This is a genomic window from Aeromonas salmonicida subsp. salmonicida (genome assembly GCF_001643305.1).
GTDB lineage: Bacteria > Pseudomonadota > Gammaproteobacteria > Enterobacterales > Aeromonadaceae > Aeromonas > Aeromonas salmonicida.
Genome location: NZ_LSGW01000049.1, coordinates 21,127 through 38,560, shown reverse-complemented (window position 1 = coordinate 38,560; position 17,434 = coordinate 21,127). Strand labels below are relative to the sequence as shown.

Sequence of the window (17,434 nt, the reverse complement as noted above, 5' to 3'; positions counted from 1 at the left end):
GTAACCGTGAACAAACTCATTCCATTCAGCATTCTTCTGGGCTTCACCCTGCCGGCGCTCGCGGCACCTACTCTGGTGTCGGAGCAGGTCAAGGAAGAGGGCAAGCTCGGCATCCCTTATCAGATGTACAAGCTGGACAACGGCCTGACCGTGATCCTGGCGCCCGACAAGTCCGATCCCCTGGTACACCTGGATGTGACCTATCACGTAGGCTCGGCCCGTGAGCAGGTGGGCAAATCCGGCTTCGCCCACTTCTTCGAACACATGATGTTCCAGGGCTCGAAACACGTCGGTGATCAGGAGCATATGCGGATCATTAACGAGGCGGGTGGTGACATGAACGGCACCACCAACAAGGACAGAACCAACTATTTCGAGACTGTGCCGGCCAATCAGCTGGAGAAGGTGCTCTGGCTGGAAGCGGATCGCATGGGCTTCCTGCTCGATGCGGTGAGCCAGAAAAAGTTCGAGATCCAGCGCGCTACCGTCAAGAATGAACGAGGTGAGAATTATGACAACCAACCCTACGGTCTGGTGAGCGAGAAGGTGGGGGAGGCGCTCTATCCGCGCACCCATCCCTACTCCTGGCAGCCCATCGGTTATGTGGAGGACCTGGACCGGGTCGGGGTAGATGACCTCAAGCAGTTCTTCCTGCGCTGGTACGGCCCTAATAATGCCACCCTGACCCTGGGCGGCGACTTCGATACCAAACAGGCGCTGGCCTGGATTGAGCAATACTTTGGCTCCATCCCCCGTGGCCCTGACGTGGCAGAGCCGACCCCGGCCCCCGTGACCCTGCCCGAGACCCGCTACGTGACGCTGGAGGACAAGGTCCATCTGCCGCTGCTCTACATCAGCTACCCGACCGTCGCCCTCGGCGATCCGCAGGAGCCGGCGCTGGACATGTTTGCCGACGTGCTCGGCGGCTCCGCCAGCTCCATGCTCTACCAGTCGCTGGTGAAAACCGGCAAGGCCATCGACGTGGGCGCGTCCCACTACTGCGAGGAGCTGGCCTGCACCCTGACCGTCTATGCCTATCCCAACCCTACGGTAGATGGCAGCCTCAAGACTCTCAAGGGCGAAGTGGACAAGGTGATCGGCGAGTTTGCCGGTCGCGGCCTCAAACCGGAGGACCTGGAAAAGGCCATCAGCAGCTACCGTGCCTCCGCCATCTGGGGGCTGGGTAGCGTCTCCGGCAAGGTGAGCCAGCTCGCCATGGGCCAGGTGTTTGCCCAGGACCCCAACTATGTGTTCAAGAGCCTGGATGCCATCGGCAAGGTGACACCTGAACAGGTCAAGGCGGCCTACGACAAGTTCATCCTGGGCAAGCCCGCTGTAGTGCTGAGCGTTGTGCCCAAGGGCAAGACGGATTGGCAGGTGGCCAAGCCGAACTTCACCCCTGCCAAGCGGGTGTTGCCGGATTACAGCCAGCACGACGAACCGCTGGCGCTGCGTCCGGTCAAGGACAACTTCGATCGCAGCGTGCAGCCCAAGGCGAGCGAGGCGGTCAGCGTCAAGGTACCTGCCATCTGGCACGGCAAGCTCGACAAGAACATCGAGATCATAGGTACCCAGAGTGACGAGATCCCGGCCGTCTCCATCATGATCGCCCTGCCGGGTGGCATCCGTGCCGAGGGCAAGGGAGAGCTTGGACTCGCCAGCCTCACCGCCAGCATGCTGGGTCAGGGCTCGGTGCGCCTGAACGAGGCCCAGCTCAGCGACGAGCTGCAAAAGCTCGGTTCCAGCGTCAGCGTCTCCAGTGCCCAGTACAGCAATCTGGTCACCATCAGCAGCCTGACCGACAAGCTGCCCCAGACCCTGGGTCTGGTACGCGAGGTATTCGAGCGCCCCGGCATGCGGGAGGCGGACTTCGAGCGGGTCAAGGCGCAGATGCTGCAAGGCATGAAGCAGAGCGAACAGGAGCCAGAGTGGCTGGCCGGTCAGGCCTTCCGTGAGCTGGTCTACGGCAAGCAGAACCGCCTCGGCCAACCGGGTGACGGTGTGCTGGCCGATGTCGAGAAGCTGACCCTGGCGGACGTGAAGCGCTTCTATCAGAACTACTACAACCCTACCAACGCCAAGGTAGTGGTGGTGGGTGACGTAGCCCAGCAGCAGGTGGAGGAGCAACTTGGCTTCCTGACCCAGTGGAAGGGGGCAGCGCCAACCCTTGGCAGCCTCAAGCCCGAGGGCGAGCAGGCCAAGCCGGGCATCTATCTGGTGGACAAGCCGGGGGCGCCCCAGTCGGTGATTCGCATCGGCCGCCGTGCCATGGCGTTTGATACCACGGGTGACTATTTTACAGCCGGATTAATGAATTTTAATTTCGGGGGAAGTACAAGTAGTCGGATTAACCAAAATCTTCGTGAAGACAAGGGCTACACCTATGGTGCCAGCTCGGGCTTCTCCGCCAACCGCGAGGTGGGGACCTTCGCCACCGGCGCCAATGTGCGGGCCGATGCGACCGTGGATGCCCTTCGTGAGTTCCTCAAGGAGATGGACAACTACCGCAAGAGCGGGCCGACGCCGGTGGAGCTGGCCTATATGCGCAGTGCCGTCTCCCAGCAGGATGCCCTCTCCTACGAAACCCTCGGCCAGAAGGCGGGCTTCCTGCTGCAGATGATCATGTTTGACCTGAAGCCGGACTATGTGCAAGCCCAGAGCAAGCTGATCAAGACGGTGTCGGCCGAGACGCTCAAGGCCAGTGCCGCCCGTTGGCTCGATCCGGCTGACATGGTGATTGTGGTGGTGGGTGACAAGCAAAAGCTTGAAAAACCCCTGAAGGAGCTTCATCTTCCCATCTATCCGTTGCAGCTGCCCTGAGGGCGCTTCATAAAAATAGCGTCGCCCCCCTGAGGGGCGGCCACACATGAGCCGTGAATATGACTACGACTAGCTTGTCACTCACCGAGTTGTTGACCGCCCTGGGTTCGCCTGATCGGCTGACGGCCCTCAAGGGGATCCGGCGCGGGATCGAACGTGAATGTCTGCGCATTACCCCGCAAGGGACTCTCTCCCAGACGGATCACCCGAGAAGTCTGGGCTCTGCGCTGACCCACGCCAACATCACTACCGACTACTCCGAGAGCCTGCTGGAGTTCATCACACCGGCGACCGACTCCATCGACAGCCTGATGGAGCAGTTGGGCGACATTCATCGTCACGCCATCCACCATCTCGGTGATGAGCGGATCTGGCCGCTTTCCATGCCCTGCTTCGTCGGCGACGAGGAGAGCATACGGCTGGCCCAGTACGGCAGCTCCAACATAGGGCGGATGAAGACCCTCTACCGGCAGGGGCTGAAGAACCGTTACGGCAGCCTGATGCAGGTGATTGCCGGTGTACACTTCAACTTCTCCATGCCGGACAGCTTCTGGTGCGAGTGGCAGGATCTGGTGGGCGAGGGCTGCTGCAGCCAGCGCTTCATCTCCGACAAGTACATGGGGCTTATTCGCAACGTCTACCGCTTCGGCTGGCTGGTGCCCTATCTGTTTGGCGCCTCGCCGGCCATCTGTGACTCTTTCCTCAAGGGGCGCAAGAGCAGCCTGCCGTTCCAGAAAACCGGCAAGGGCACCCTCTATCTGCCTTACGCCACAGCGCTGCGGTTATCCGATCTCGGCTACACCAACAGCGCTCAGGCAGGCTTGAAGATAAGCCACGACAGCCTGCCCGACTATGTGAGCAGCCTGCGTCGTGCCATCAACACCCATGATCCCGACTTCGCCAAGATAGGGGTCAAGGTAAACGGCGAGTATCGTCAGCTCAACGACAACGTGCTGCAGCTGGAGAACGAGCTGTACGCCCCGATCCGGCCCAAGCGCACGCCGCGCAGCGGCGAGAAGCCCTCAGATGCGCTCGAGCAGCGCGGCATCGAATATATCGAGCTGCGTACCGTGGACGTGAACCCCTTCACGCCATTCGGCATCGATGCGGATCAGATCCGCTTCTTCGATCTCTTCCTAGTTTGGTGTCTGCTGCGCCCGTCTCCCGTGCTGGGGGACGAGGAGATTGCCCGCAATCGCCGCAACCAGAACAAGGTGGTGCTGGAAGGGCGTCGCCCCGGCCTGAAACTGGAAGACGAGCAGGGCAACGCCATCGGCCTCAAGGAGTACGGCCTCCAGCTGTTTGACGAGCTGGCCCAGGTGGCCGAGCTGCTGGATCGCTGCTGTGGCCGCAATCGCTACCGCGAGACCCTTGCGATGCACAGGGAGAAGCTGCTCAACCCGGATCTGACCTACTCTGCCCGTCTGCTCAAGCAGTTGCTTTCGAGCGGCCAGGACAACGGCTGCTTCGGCGACGAGCTGGCGAGCCGCTACCGGGAAGAGATGCTGGCCGGTGAGCTGCAGTACTGGGATCAAGCCTATTTCGCCGCCGAGGCGCGGGAATCCCTCGCCAAGCAGCGGGAGCGTGAACGCAGCGACAGCCTGTCGTTCGATGACTTCCTGGCCGACTACTTCGGTATCCGTCAGACCACGACCTGATCCCTCTGCTTCTCTGTTTGCAAGCCGCTCTCGGGAGCGGCTTTTTATTGCGCGGTTTGTCATTCCAGCCAGCATGCCAACGCGTCCAAAAAGTACCCGAAAATAAGTGTGAGTCAGCCTTCACTTCAGCAGGGCTTGTGGTGCTTTTATTGTCAATCGGCTCACATTTCGCCCTTTTGCAGCTTGAGTCTTGTGGGATGGGGGCCTAACGTCTCGGTAACTGAAACGATTCAGCTTTCACGAAAACCATTCACAAGAACAAGAGACACGAGGATAAATCCATGTTGAAGAAACTCTCCATTGCCGTTCTGCTCGCCCTGGGCGCGAGCTCGGGCCAGGCCGCCGAATTCCTGTTGACCGACTCCCAGCAGGGGCTGGATGTGGGGGACTGGAAGATAAGCAGCGACAAGCTGGGTATCAAGAGTCCGGTCCCCTTCTCCATCGAGAAGAAGCGGCTGCACGGCGGACGGCAGGAGGGGGTGGATCTGCTGATCGTCGACAACGGCGTAATGAAAATTACCCTGGTGCCGACCCGAGGCATGGGGATCAAGGAGGTCAAGGGGGCCGATCTGCGCCTCGGCTGGGATTCTCCCGTCAAGGAGGTGGTCAACCCGGCCTTCATCGATCTGGAGAGCCGCGCCGGTCTCGGTTGGCTCGATGGCTTCAACGAGATGCTGGTGCGCTGCGGTTACGAGTGGACAGGCCACCCCGGGGTGGACGATGACGGTCGACTCAAGAGCCTGCATGGTCGGGTGCAGAACATACCGGCATCCGTGGTCAGCGTGACCATAGATGAGGAGCCGCCCTATGCCATTCATGTGCTGGGTCGGGTGGATGAGCGCACCTTCAAGATGAGCGAGCTGGTTACCTGGACCCAGCTGAGCGTAGTGCCCGGTCAGGCGGAATTTTCCCTGCAGGACAAGCTGACCAACCACGCGGATTATGAGAACGAGTACCAGATCATCTACCACAGCAATTTCGGGGCGCCGATCCTGGAAGAGGGGGCGCAAGTCAGCACGCCGGTGAAGCAGATATCCCCGTTCAACGACTACGCCAAGGCGGGCCTGAAGAGCTGGCAAACCTATCTGGGGCCGACCAAGGGCTTCGACGAGATGGTGTTCAACCTGGTGCCTTACAGCGATGCCGATGGCAATACGCTGGCTGTGCTCAACAACCGGCAGGGCAGCGCCGGTGTGGCGGTGGCCTACAACACCCACCAGTTGCCCGTGCTGACCCTGTGGAAGAATACCGACACCCGGGCCCAGGGGTATGTGACGGGTATCGAGCCTGGCACCAGCTATGCCTACAGCACCAAGTACCAGCGTCCGTTGGGGCTGGTGCCCAAGATCCAGCCAGGCGAGACCAAGACCTTCGATCTGACCTATCGTCTGTTGCGCAATGGGGATGAGGTGAGGCAGGCGCTGGCAGAGGTCGACAAGATCCAGGGGGGCCGTCCCACCGAGATGCGCGAGCTGCCACTGGTCAAACTGCCCTGATCACTTGTCAGACAGCAAAAAGCCGCTCGATGAGCGGCTTTTTGATTTCATGGCGGGCGGGATCAGACGTGGTTGTACTCAAACATGGTTGTACATGGCCTCAATCTCGTTTTGATACTTGGATTCAATGATCTTACGGCGCAGCTTCATGGTGGGGGTGATCTCTCCCAGCTCCATGGAGAAGGCGCTCGGCAGCAGGGTGAACTTCTTCACCTGCTCGAACTTGGCCAGCTCCTTTTGCAGATCCTGGATGCGGGCATCGAAGAACTCCATCACCCGGGAGTTGCGCAGCAGCTCCGTCTTGCACTGGTACTGCAGGTTGATGGAGCGGGCGTACTCTTCAAGCGATTCGAAGCAGGGCACTATCAGCGCCGAGACGAAGTGGCGGGCATCGGCGACGATGGCGATCTGCTCGATGAAGCGATCCTTGCCGATGGTCCCTTCCACCAGTTGCGGTGCCACGTATTTGCCGTTGGAGGTTTTCATCAGCTCCTTCAGCCGCTCGGTGAAATAGATGTTGCCGTCCTTGTCCAGCTCGCCCGCATCACCGGTACAGAGAAAGCCATCTGCGGTCATCACCTCGGCAGTGGCTTCCGGCTTGTTGTAGTAGCCGCGCATCACTGTCGGTGAGCGCACCAGCAGCTCGTTGTTCTCCCCCAGCTTCACTTCGATGCCATTGAGGGCGGTGCCGATGGAGCCCAGCTTGAATTGTTGATCTTCGTAGCAGCAGACGGTGGCCGTGGTCTCTGTCATGCCATAGCCGTACTTGAGGTTGAGGCCCATGGCCTGGAAGAAGAGATTCACGTCGTCGGCCAGACGAGCGCCGGCCACCGGCAGGAAGCGGGTATGGCCGCCAAAGCGGGCGCGCAGCTTGCGAAACACCAGTCGCTCCGCCAGGGCGAGCTGGGCACAGAGCAGGGGAGAGGCTGATTTGCCCGCCTGACGGGTCGCCACCATCTGCTTGCCGACGCGGGTGGCCCAGCCAAACAGGGCGCGGCGCAGGCGCGGCGCCTGGGCAACCCTGGCCTGGATCATGGCGTAGGCCTTCTCGTAGAGGCGCGGTACGGCGCACATCACGGTCGGCTGCACCTCGCCGATGACGTCCATCACCTTCTGCGGGTCGCGAATGTAGACGTTCTCGGCGCCGCAGTAGAGCACATAGTAGGTCCAGGCGCGTTCGAACACATGGCTCAGCGGCAGCATGCAGAGCGACACATCCTGCTCGTTGAGATCGAGGCGACTGTTGTGCATCTCGAAACAGGCGGCGATGTTGGCAAAATCGAGCATGACCCCCTTGGGTTCGCCCGTGGTACCCGAGGTGTAGATCAGGGTCAGCAGATCATCCATCCGGTACTGGCTTTCCCGCCCCCGCAGCTCCTGCTCGCTGGCCTGATGGTTGCCGGAAGCGAGAAATTCCTGAAAGTGGCTGGCTTGGGCGCAGCCGCGCAGATTGACCTTGCCATCGAGGGCGACTATCTGGCGGATCTCGCCATCATTCAACAAGGTCAGCGCCTGATCGAACTGGGGCTGTTCACCGACAAACAGCAGGCCGATACTGGCATCGCGCACTATGTACCTGAGTTGCTCAAGGGTGCTGGTGGGGTAGATGGGCACGCTGACGCCGCGGGCGGCGAGGATGCCGAGATCTGCCTGGGTCCACTCCGGCATGTTGCGGGCGTAGAGACCGACCATTTCGGTTGGCTGGTGGCCGGCGCGGATCAGCGCCTGGGCACAGTAGTCCATGGCCTGTCCCAGGGTACGCCAGCCGATGGCGCGCCACTGGCCATCCTGTTGTACGCGCAGGGCGGCCTTGTTGCCAAGCCGGGCAATACGTTCACGCATCAGTCGAACCAGATGGAGTTTCGGCATCAGTCAAACATCCTCAAGTAACAGTTGTACGCCCGCGAGGGCACTAAAATTCGCGCTAGAGTTTAAACTCCAACATTACAGCTTACAAGTGTTCGCTGTTTGTCCTGGATCACAAAGTCGCCAACCAGAGCGAGCTGAGGCATGATGGTCGACAAGTGAACGGAGTCATTCAGAGAGGGTGAACAATGCGTGTCGGGATCAAGGGAATTATCACGGGGGTATTGCTGTTGCTGGCCGGGACGGGTGGGCTCTGGTTTGTGTTCAGTAGCACGCCGGCTGAGGAGGAGACCCCCTGGCTGGCTGGGGCCCAGGGGTACGAAAAAGCGCAGCAGCTGGCTCTGCACAAGGGGTATTCATTGCTCTATGTGATTGAGAGTGCCAAGTGCCGACGCTGCAAACTGCTGGACAAGATGCTGTGGCAGTCTGACGACATGTCACCCGTGCTGGCCAAGCTGATCAAGGTACGGCTCAATCCCCATGCGAAGGATGGCAGCGAACATATACTGCGCCGCTTCCCGCAGGTTGCCACCCCGCCAGGCATCTATGTGCAACGGCCGGGAGAACCCCTCAAGCCCATCAAGATAGTGGTAGATCTCGAGCAGATCTGGATGCCGGGAGTTACCTGGCAGCGCGGCTTCTTCATGCCGCTGTCGGCGGCCGGTTTCGAAGCCGTGCTGCACACCACCCAGAGCCTGCAGGATCCGGCCCTCGACAATGCACCGCTGCTCTGAGCGGCGTCGGCATGAGGGTGTGGCTCAGCTGAAGTCGAACAGGCGGGACATGAGCACGGCATCTTCCCGCTCGTTGCCGGTGCCATAGTAGTCGACCCGGCGGCAATACTCGGCAAACCCTTCACTCTCGTAGAGGCCGATGGCCGTCTTGTTGCTGGCGCGCACCTCCAGAAACCAGGCCTCGGCTCTCTTTTCCTTGCTGCGGGCGAGATACTCCTTCAGCAGTGCCCGTCCCAGCCCCTTGCCCTGAAAATCGGGGTGCACGCAGATGTTCATCAGCGAACTGTCGCCCGCCACCAGATCCGAGATGTAGAACCCCGCAGGCCGCCCATCCACCAGCATCAAACCATTGAGATAGCGCGGCCCGAAACAGGAGAGCAGATTGGCCTGGCTCCAGGGCTCCTTGTGGGCGGCTTGTTCTATGGGATAGACAAGCTCGAAGTCGGATTCGAGCAGGGGGCGAAAGAGGTGCATGATCACTCCGGTTAATGCGGGGACGGCTGGCCCGGTCGGCCAAATGTAAAGTTTGGTAAAGATGAGATGGCCGGGCTGTATTGCGGCCCGGAGCCGATCACAATGGGCTCTGCTCCTGGCAGGATGGCACCCGTTGACGCAGCTGTTGCCACAGCGCCCGTTTGTGGGGCGCATCGGGAGAGAGCGGACAGATCAGCGCCTCTGGCCAGCGAGGATCCGGCTCGGTGAGCCAGAGCAGCGGGGGGGCAGCTTGTTCAGGCATCTCCTGCAGCAGGCTCACCTCATGGGGGGCAATCCCCAGCAGCTGGCAGATGTCATGGAGCAGAGCGGTATCCGGCAGCGCCGGTGCCCGCACCCAGAGCTTGCCGGTGGGCAGGTCGACATGAGGCCGGGGATCTGGCTGCCCGGTCTGTGCTGCCTCATCACGAGAGCCAGCCAGTAACTGGGGGCGTCTGAGTTGCCAGCCTTGAATACCGATTCTGGCCAAGATGTGCTGGCGAACGGGATCTTGCATGGATGATGACTCACTCTTGATCTGAGTTGGTGAAAAATGTGCTGCGAAGGGTACACTCGAACGCCTTTTTCTGCACTCTTTGCCCTTTGCCATTCTGCTGTGCTTCCAGTCCGGTCAGTCGGGATGGGGTTGGCAGGCAGACCATAACAGACAACATCATAATAAAACCAACCCCGGGCAATCTGGTCGTCATAACGTGACCCGGAATTATCGTGATCCCAGCTTCGGAATGCTCTCTATGTCATTATCTGCTCACAGTTCTGCCCGTGCCGTGCCCATTCATGAACGCCTGCCCAACCTGCTGGCCGCCCTCGGCGAGGGGCTTTATGAACGCCAGGATGCTTTGCGGCTAGGCCTGCTGGCAGCACTGAGCGGCGAGAGCGTGTTTCTGCTGGGCCCCCCCGGGATTGCCAAGAGCCTGATTGCCCGTCGTCTGAAGCTTGCCTTCCATGAAGCCCGTCACTTCGAGTACCTGATGACCCGCTTCAGCACGCCGGAGGAGGTGTTTGGCCCCTTGTCTATCCAGGCCCTGAAGGAAGATGGCAAGTACCTGCGCCTGACCGCCGGATATCTGCCTCAGGCCGAGGTGGTCTTTCTCGACGAGATCTGGAAGGCGGGCCCGGCCATCCTCAACACCCTGCTGACTGCCATCAACGAGCGTCAGTTCCGTAACGGCGACGAGACACTCCCCATTCCGATGCGTCTGCTGATCAGCGCCTCCAACGAGCTGCCTGCCCCGGACAGCGGGCTGGATGCGCTCTATGACCGCATGCTGGTGCGCGTCTGGATGGACAGGGTGCAAGAGAAATCCAACTTCCAGGCCATGTTGTCCAGTGATGGCGCCTCCCCCCGTCACCTCTCTCCCGGCCTGCAGGTGCAAAGCGAGGAGTATCAACTGTGGCAACGGCAGATCGAGCAGGTGGTGTTGCCCGACGAGGTATTCGAGCTTGTCTATCAGCTGCGACAGCGGCTCGACAGCATGGGCGACGAACCCTGCTATGTCTCGGATCGGCGCTGGAAAAAGGCGGTACGCCTGTGCAAGGCCAGTGCCTTCTTCCATGGCAGGCGGGAGGTAGCGCCGCTGGATCTGCTGCTGCTGAAAGATTGTCTCTGGCATAACGAAGAGAGCCGCACCGCCCTGCTGACGCTGATGGAGGAGTTTGCCCGTCTGCACTGTTACCGGCAGCAGGTGTTGATTTCCCGTCATATGGCTGTCACCTCGGCCTTGCAGGAGTTGCAACAGCAGATGAGTATCCGGCTGGCGCTCAAGGCTGATCCCCACAAGGGGATGCTGGGCAAGCGCAGCAAGGGCTGGCAATTGCCCCTGGAGGATGCCCGCAAGCAGGGGGAGCGGGGCCTGCAAATCCAGCTGCACCTGCTTACCCCGGCCCGACTCAGCCCGGAGGAGCCGGATCTGCTGGTAGAGACACTGGAGTGTGACAAGGTGGTGCTGGGTCACTGGCAGTTCGGTGGCGACAAGGTGATGTTCCATCCCGTTGGCAGCAAGACAGGATTGACGCTGGAGCTTGAGCTCGACAGCAGCCAGCGTCTGAATCTGCTCGACAGCCAGCGCCACCCGATTCCTCTGGTGCTGGTGTGCCGTGAGCCCTTGCCTGGTCTGATAAGCGCCCCCTGGTACAAGACCCTTGCCAACCTCAATGACCAGCTGGCGGCCTTGCGCACCGAGCTGCGTCGCCAGCGTCATCGTTTTGATGACCACCAACCCCACCATTTCATCGGCTCGCGCTGGCTGGTTGCCATCGAGGAGGGCTTCTTCACCCTGGCCCGTGAACTTGATCAAACGGCTGAGCAACTGGCCCAGTGGCAGCAGCGCCTGCCACTGCTGTGCGGGGAGCAGGGGTAAATGATCGAAATTGGCACCATGAGCGCCTTGCTGGCGATCTCGGAGGGAGAGATGGTGTCCGAGATGGTGGTCGCCCTGCTGGCCAGTACCCAGATCTCCCGCTTTATCCGGATAGGCAAGGCACAGGGGCGTTCCCTGAAACAGCGGCTGCAGCGCTGGCGCCATCAGGTGAACGACACCATAGCCCATACTCCTGTGCCTCCCGTGCTGGAACAGGAGTTTCTGCTCTATCAGCACTTTATCTCCCTTTCCCTCGCTCGCCTTGTGGCCGAGTTGCCTACCCTGCTCAGTGCTCTGGAGCGGGGTAGCGACTTTGCCGATGAGGGGCGACAGCTGGCCCATCAGTTGGTGGATCATCCCACCGAGGGAGCCAGGCGGCTGATGCTTGAGAAGTGGCGAGCCAGCCTGGTGGGCGCTTTGCTGCGTTTGCAGCAGGAGCTGGCCGAGGCGGAGCGGCTCAGGTTGCAGCAGGAGCTGGAGGAACAGATCGGCGCCAGCGAGGAGCTGGAACAAGTGCTGGATCCCCAGCGGCGCACGGCCGGTGGCTTGTGGAACCTGGCTCAGGGACGCTGGCAGCCTGCCTCTCTGGTGCTGATCCGCCAATATGCCGCCATGCTGCGCAAAGAGCCCATGTTGCAGGAGATCGCAGACAGCATGGGGCGCAGTCTGCACGATAGCGAGCAGTTGCAGCGGCCCCAGCCGCCGCAGCCCACCCTGATCCAGGAGCCGGTGTTAAGTGACGATGTGCCCGATGATCTGGTCGGGATCCACCCGGCCAATGATCTGATGAGAATGCTGCCGAGTGAGGCCGTCATGCTGGGGGTGCCCGAGCTGGAGCTGGAGTTTTACCGCCGCTATCTGGAGCGGCGCCTGCTCAGCTATCAGGCCAGAGGTACCCTGCCGAGGCATCAGTTGCTGCCTCGTACCACGGATCGGGGTGATCAGGAGTTGCAGCCCATGGGGCCAGTGATTGTCTGTATCGACACGTCCGGCTCCATGGGGGGGTACCCTGAGCAGTGTGCCAAGGCGCTGGCGCTGGCGCTGTTGCAGCTTGCCTTGACCGAGCAGCGGCGCTGCTTCGTGATGCTCTTCTCCACCGATGTGGCGACCTTCGAGCTGACCGATGCCAACGGCCTCGATGAGGCTCAGCGTTTTCTGGCCATGACCTTCAATGGCGGCACGGATCTGCTGCCCTGCCTGAGCGCCACTCTGCAACAGTTACAGGCGCCCGGTTTTGAGCTGGCGGATGTGCTGGTGATCTCCGACTTCATTGCCCAGCGTCTGCCCGCTTCGCTGGTGGAGCTGATGGACCGCCAGCGTGGCCGTGGCACCCGGTTCAACGCCGTTGCCATGTCCCGTCACGCCAAGCCGGCCCTGCTGCGGGTGTTCGACAAAAGCTGGCTACTCGACTGCGGTTTGCGCGGCCGCTTGCTGCGCCGCTGGTTGCGTAGCTGATATTGACCCCCCTGATCCGCGCCATACTGGCTGTGAGATGGTCTCCCCCAGCAGCCACCAGGCCAGTATGGCCGCCATCACAGGGGTCAGGGAGCCGAGTGCCGAGCTGACCTCGGCCCCCAGGGTGCGAATGGCGTGGGCGTAACAGAGCGCCGCCAGCAAACCGGCTCCAATTCCCTGCAACAAACCCTGCCATAACCAGATGCTGGCATGACCCACAGTGGGCAAGGGGCTCCACAGGAGTGTCGGCAGCAGCAACAGGGCTGAGGGCACTGCCACCAGAGCGGCGGCATCCAGTGCCGCGAGTCCGCTATGCCTGACTGCCAGGGTAAACAGGGCCCACAGCAGGCCCGCCCCCAGAAAACAGACTTGCCCCTGCCATAAACCGGGCTCCCCGCTCAGCAGCAGGGTCGCCGTGGCCAGGGCGATGAGGGAGAGCCCGCAGCGCCGTTGGGCGGGACAAGGTTCGCGCCACAGCAGCAGGCCCAGCAGGCTGACCATGAGGGGGGCTGTGCCCGGTATCAGGGCGCTGCCCTGGGCGACCGGAGCCAGCTGCATGCCGGTGGCGCCGAGCCAGAAGAAGGGCAGACCGGCCCCGGTCAGCATGGCCAGCTGCCAACGCAGGGGAACGCTGTGCAGCCGGGTGCGGTGGCGCCAGTAGTAGGGAAGCAGCAGCAAGGCGGGGATACCAAATCGCAGCAGCGCCAGCGCCTGTGGCGGGAGCTTCTCCTCTGCACCAAGGCGCAGGGAGAGGAAGAAACCGGACCAGAGCAGCACAGTGGCGAGGGCGGCGGCCCAGCCGCTGCAACGGGGTGACAGGGTGAATGACATAAGGGTTCCCTCCATGGAATGTCCTGCGCCATTATCCGGCCAGGAGGTAGGGTGTTTCAGGGCAAACTGTTTGAGAAATCCGGATGTAGTTGCTAGTTTCAGCCAATCCAACAGGGATTTTTACCGGATATCGCCAAGATGCTCGACAGAATTGATTTACATCTGCTGCGGTTGCTGCAACAGGATGGTCGCCTCTCCACAGTGGAGCTGGCGGAGCAGGTTGGTTTGTCAGCCTCCCCCTGTGCGCGGCGCCTGAGGCGGTTGGAGGGGGAGGGACACATTCAGGGGTATCGTGCCGTGCTGGCGCGGGAGAAACTTGGCCTTGGCATCACCATCTTCGTCAACGTGCGGCTCAGCCAGCACAAGGAGCCCTTGGTAGATGCCTTCGAGCAGGCGGTGGCGGCCATGGCTGAGGTGATCAACTGCCACACCGTCTCCGGCAATTACGACTATCTGCTGGAGGTGGTGGTGCCGGATCTGCCCGCCTATGAGCAGTGGATCAGACGATTGCAGTCCCAGGACATGGTCAATGACATCAGCAGCCACTTCGCCATTCGCGCGGTCAAGGTGATGGGGCCGCTGCCCATTTGACCTTTTTCAGGCACCGGGCTGGTGGCCGAGACCCAGCTCGTTGACCTGATCCTGATCCAGCAGGGGCTGGCCGCTGGGCTGGGAGACATAAAAACCCCGCTTGCCGCTGCGCTTGACCCGGTACATGGCCTGATCGGCTCTGGCCCGCGCCGTGCTGAAGTCATCCTGTGGCCGGATCTGCGCTATCCCCATGCTCAATCCCACCTCGGCCTCGCCGTTGGGCAGCTCGAACGGAGTCGAGATGACATTGACGCACTGCTGGGCCAGGTGATGGGGGCGGGGATCGTCACTGTGCCAGGGCAGCAGCAACACGAACTCGTCCCCGCCGAGGCGGCCCAGCTTCACCCCTTCGTCACAACAGGCCTTGACCCGCTGGGTGAGGGCGATCAGCAGCTCATCACCTGCCCTGTGGCCCAGGTTGTCGTTCACCTGCTTGAAGTTATCAAGATCGATGAAGCAGATGGCCCTGAACTCCTGCGGGAACTGGCGTTGCAATGCAGTGCGATTGAGCAGGCCAGTGAGAGGATCCCGATGGGCGAGCTGCTGTTCGTACTCCTTCTAATGGGTGATGTCGATGTGGGTACCCATCACCCGCAGCGGTTGGCCCTGCTCATCCCACTCCACCACCCGGCCCCTGTCCAGCACCCAGGTGGTCTTGCCATCCTTGGCGATCATGCGGTGCATCGCCTGATAGAAGAGGCTCTTGCCGCTCAGATGATCGAAGAAGGCCTGCAGTACCCGCTCCCTGTCTTCCGGATGCAGGTGTTCACGCCACACATCGAAGTGGGCCGACAGTTCCTTGGGCTGGTAGCCGAGCATGGCTCCCCAGCGTCGGTTGAAGATGATGAGCTTGCCGGTGGGAAGGTGATTCTGCCAGATACACAGGCCAGTGCCGTCCATGGCGGCATCCAGTTTCTCCCGCGCATCGTCGGCCACCCGCTTCAGGCGCTCATTCTCCTGCAGCAGCTTGTCATAGGCGGCCTGCAGCTCCTCGTATGTCATGAACTCGTTCTTCCCTGTGGTCGTTGCGGCCTATAGTCGATGCTGGCTGTGAGCCTGTAAAGTGCGACAAAACGATAATGCAGCCCTCCTCTCGTCTTGCACTCTGCAAAGCTTCTTGCCGGGGCTGATGGCCTGTGAGTGGTACCGCATGGACAGGTTTTATTGGCGAGCCACCCAAGGAGCGATATGATAAGTCCATGTTTGCGCCGCAATGAGCTTGTTTCCTCTCATGATTCCTAAAATGGCTTCACTTTGTCTGATGCCGCTGCTCCTGCTCGCAGGGTGGGCCGCGCCGGTGTGGGCAGCCCGTGGCCCCTTGCCGGAACCTGTGCTCGTCGGGGAGCTGAGCCAGCTGGAAAATGATGCTCTTCCCCCTCGCGTCTTCCGGCTGCGGGTTGCCGCCCTGGCGGCCCACAGGGAGAGCTACTCACCACAGTTGCAGGGACGCATCGCCCGGTTGCAGTGCTGGGCGCGCGACTCCGAGCGTACCAGCGAATATGAGGCGACCATTGCGTTTGCCAGTGAGCAGTTGGCGTCGGCTCGCAAGCAGCAGGACAGAGAGACGGAGGCCGGCCTCTTTATCTGCCGGGGCTTCAATCAGCAGATGCTGGGCAATATGACCCAGGCCAAGGCGGATTATGATGCCGCCCTGGTACTGGCTGAGGCTCTTGAGGATCCTCGTCTGAAGAGCGATGCTCTCAGTTATCGGGGCGATATGTTTGCCTATCAGGGGGCATTGGCCCAGGGCTTGATAGACCTGCTCGCCGCTTATAACGGCTATGTTGCGCTGGGACTGGAGGGGATGAGGCTGCAGGTGTTGGCCCAGATTGCCAATACCTACCGGCGAATGGGGATATACGCGCGAGCCCATGAGTATTTTGAAGAGCTGATGCAGGCCTATCTGCAACGGCATGATCAGAGCAACCTGATCGATGTCGGTACCCCGCTGGCCATCCTCTATACCGATCAGGGCCGTTACGAGCAGGCCTTGCCCCTGCTAGAAGCGGGTGAGCGTTATTACCGTCAGCAGCAGAGAGAGATGGATCTCGCCTGGCTCAGGGTCGAGTTGTCCTGGTGCCTGCTGAATCTGAAACGGGTTGACGAGGCGCTGACCAAGCTGGAGCAGGCGAAACCTGTTCTGTATCGATATGAAAAAGATACGGACGAGGCGACGCTGGGGCTCTGGCAACTGGTGATGGGATTGACGCTGGATGCCAGAAAGGAGTGGGACAAGGCCCTGCACTATCTGGCCAGGGCCGAGTCCATCTTTAGTCAGGAGCAGAACCAGCGCTTTCTCGCCTGGATCTATCAGGCCAGGGCCAGAATTCTTGAGCAGCAGGGTCAGGTCAATGGTGCGCTGGCGGCGCTCCAGCAGTATGTGCAGATAAAGAGCGAGCTGGATCGCTTGCTGAACGAACAGCGTTCGGCCCAGATCCGCCTGGAGTTCGATCTGGCGCACAAGGAGCTGGAGAACCAGACCCTCAAGACCCGGCAGTTGGTTCAGGCCGAGCGGTTGAAGCAGTTGCAGGAGCGGCGCCAGTGGCAATATATCGTGGTGGTACTGTTGCTGGTCGTCATGGGGATGCTGGCGCTCTACCTGTTAAATCGCTCCCGCAAGCTGCGTCAGCTTGCCATGACCGACGAGCTGACCGGCATCCACAATCGTCGCCAGATCCAGGCCAAGGGAGAGGTGTTGTTCAGGCAGGCCAGAGACAATGGCAAGCCACTGTGCGTGCTGATCCTGGACATAGACCACTTCAAGCAGGTCAATGACACCCTGGGTCACCACATGGGAGACAGGGTGCTGACTGCCGTGGCCAGCTGCATCGGCGCCCAGATGCGTCATCTGGACAGGGTCGGGCGGCACGGTGGCGAAGAGTTTCTGGTGCTGCTGCCTGATACCCGTATGGAGGAGGCACTCGAGGTGGCTGAGCGGATCCGTCATGAGGTCTCCCGGTTGCACATAGAGGAGATGCCGGAGGGCCATCCGGTGCATGTCAGCATCGGCTGTGCCGAATGCAGCCTGCTCGATGAGAGTCTGGGGGATCTGATCAAACGGGCCGATGAGGCCATGTACAGAGCCAAGCAAGCCGGTCGCAACCAGGTAATGTGGGCCGAATAGGGCGATC

At 61.0% G+C, this 17,434-nt stretch carries 12 protein-coding genes and 1 pseudogene; 8 read left to right on the top strand and 5 right to left on the bottom strand.

Annotation, left to right across the window (positions count from 1 at the left end; all coding sequences use genetic code 11):
* Positions 1-6: 6 nt before the first annotated feature.
* The 3 genes from AXW79_RS07110 (at position 7) to AXW79_RS07100 (ending at position 5,974) form a co-directional block, all read left to right on the top strand.
* Positions 7-2,820, top strand: a complete 2,814-nt coding sequence (locus tag AXW79_RS07110) for a M16 family metallopeptidase (RefSeq protein ID WP_005313359.1) — start codon at positions 7-9, stop codon at positions 2,818-2,820.
* A 59-nt stretch (positions 2,821-2,879) separates the two neighbouring features.
* Positions 2,880-4,478: a glutamate--cysteine ligase gene (gene gshA / locus AXW79_RS07105; protein ID WP_005313356.1), complete on the top strand. Its 1,599-nt coding sequence runs from the start codon at positions 2,880-2,882 to the stop codon at positions 4,476-4,478.
* A gap of 281 nt (positions 4,479-4,759) precedes the next feature.
* Positions 4,760-5,974: an aldose 1-epimerase family protein gene (locus AXW79_RS07100; protein ID WP_005313354.1), complete on the top strand. Its 1,215-nt coding sequence runs from the start codon at positions 4,760-4,762 to the stop codon at positions 5,972-5,974.
* A 78-nt stretch (positions 5,975-6,052) separates the two neighbouring features.
* Here AXW79_RS07100 and AXW79_RS07095 read toward each other — a convergent pair whose 3' ends face one another.
* Positions 6,053-7,843: an AMP-dependent synthetase/ligase gene (locus AXW79_RS07095; protein WP_005313351.1), complete on the bottom strand. Its 1,791-nt coding sequence runs from the start codon at positions 7,841-7,843 to the stop codon at positions 6,053-6,055.
* A 185-nt stretch (positions 7,844-8,028) separates the two neighbouring features.
* On the opposite strand from AXW79_RS07095, the gene AXW79_RS07090 reads away from it, so the two are divergent.
* Positions 8,029-8,574 carry a thioredoxin domain-containing protein gene (locus AXW79_RS07090; RefSeq protein ID WP_005313348.1) on the top strand — a complete coding sequence of 182 codons (546 nt, stop codon included), beginning with the start codon at positions 8,029-8,031 and terminating at the stop codon, positions 8,572-8,574.
* A 24-nt stretch (positions 8,575-8,598) separates the two neighbouring features.
* Here the strand turns inward: AXW79_RS07090 and rimI are convergent, their stop codons facing one another.
* Together rimI and AXW79_RS07080 are read right to left on the bottom strand one after the other, a co-directional pair.
* Complete coding sequence (gene rimI / locus AXW79_RS07085) at positions 8,599-9,048, bottom strand: ribosomal protein S18-alanine N-acetyltransferase (RefSeq protein ID WP_005313345.1); 450 nt, start codon at positions 9,046-9,048, stop codon at positions 8,599-8,601.
* 97 nt (positions 9,049-9,145) lie between these two features.
* The gene (locus tag AXW79_RS07080; RefSeq protein WP_005313342.1) at positions 9,146-9,562 is read right to left on the bottom strand and encodes a DNA polymerase III subunit psi; all 417 of its coding nucleotides are present in this window, start codon (positions 9,560-9,562) and stop codon (positions 9,146-9,148) included.
* Between the two features lie 238 nt (positions 9,563-9,800).
* Here AXW79_RS07080 and AXW79_RS07075 point away from each other — a divergent pair, with 238 nt between their 5' ends.
* Both AXW79_RS07075 and viaA read left to right on the top strand, forming a co-directional pair.
* The gene (locus tag AXW79_RS07075) at positions 9,801-11,426 is read left to right on the top strand and encodes an ATPase RavA domain-containing protein (RefSeq protein WP_005313339.1); all 1,626 of its coding nucleotides are present in this window, start codon (positions 9,801-9,803) and stop codon (positions 11,424-11,426) included.
* Positions 11,427-12,881, top strand: coding sequence for an ATPase RavA stimulator ViaA (viaA, locus tag AXW79_RS07070; RefSeq protein ID WP_005313338.1), 1,455 nt, complete (start codon positions 11,427-11,429; stop codon positions 12,879-12,881).
* On the opposite strand, the gene AXW79_RS07065 is transcribed toward viaA, so the two are convergent.
* Positions 12,828-13,712: a DMT family transporter gene (locus AXW79_RS07065; protein ID WP_005313336.1), complete on the bottom strand. Its 885-nt coding sequence runs from the start codon at positions 13,710-13,712 to the stop codon at positions 12,828-12,830. The two genes, viaA and AXW79_RS07065, sit on opposite strands and share 54 nt — an antisense overlap.
* Before the next feature lie 138 nt (positions 13,713-13,850).
* On the opposite strand from AXW79_RS07065, the gene AXW79_RS07060 reads away from it, so the two are divergent.
* On the top strand, positions 13,851-14,303 hold the full coding sequence (locus AXW79_RS07060; RefSeq protein WP_005313332.1) for an Lrp/AsnC family transcriptional regulator: 453 nt from the start codon (positions 13,851-13,853) through the stop codon (positions 14,301-14,303).
* 6 nt (positions 14,304-14,309) lie between these two features.
* Here the strand turns inward: AXW79_RS07060 and AXW79_RS07055 are convergent.
* Positions 14,310-15,305 (bottom strand): annotated as a pseudogene (locus tag AXW79_RS07055) (diguanylate cyclase domain-containing protein).
* Between the two features lie 241 nt (positions 15,306-15,546).
* Between AXW79_RS07055 and AXW79_RS07050 the strand changes: the two are divergent.
* Positions 15,547-17,427, top strand: a complete 1,881-nt coding sequence (locus AXW79_RS07050) for a GGDEF domain-containing protein (RefSeq protein WP_005313329.1) — start codon at positions 15,547-15,549, stop codon at positions 17,425-17,427.
* The last annotated feature ends 7 nt before the right edge of the window (positions 17,428-17,434 follow it).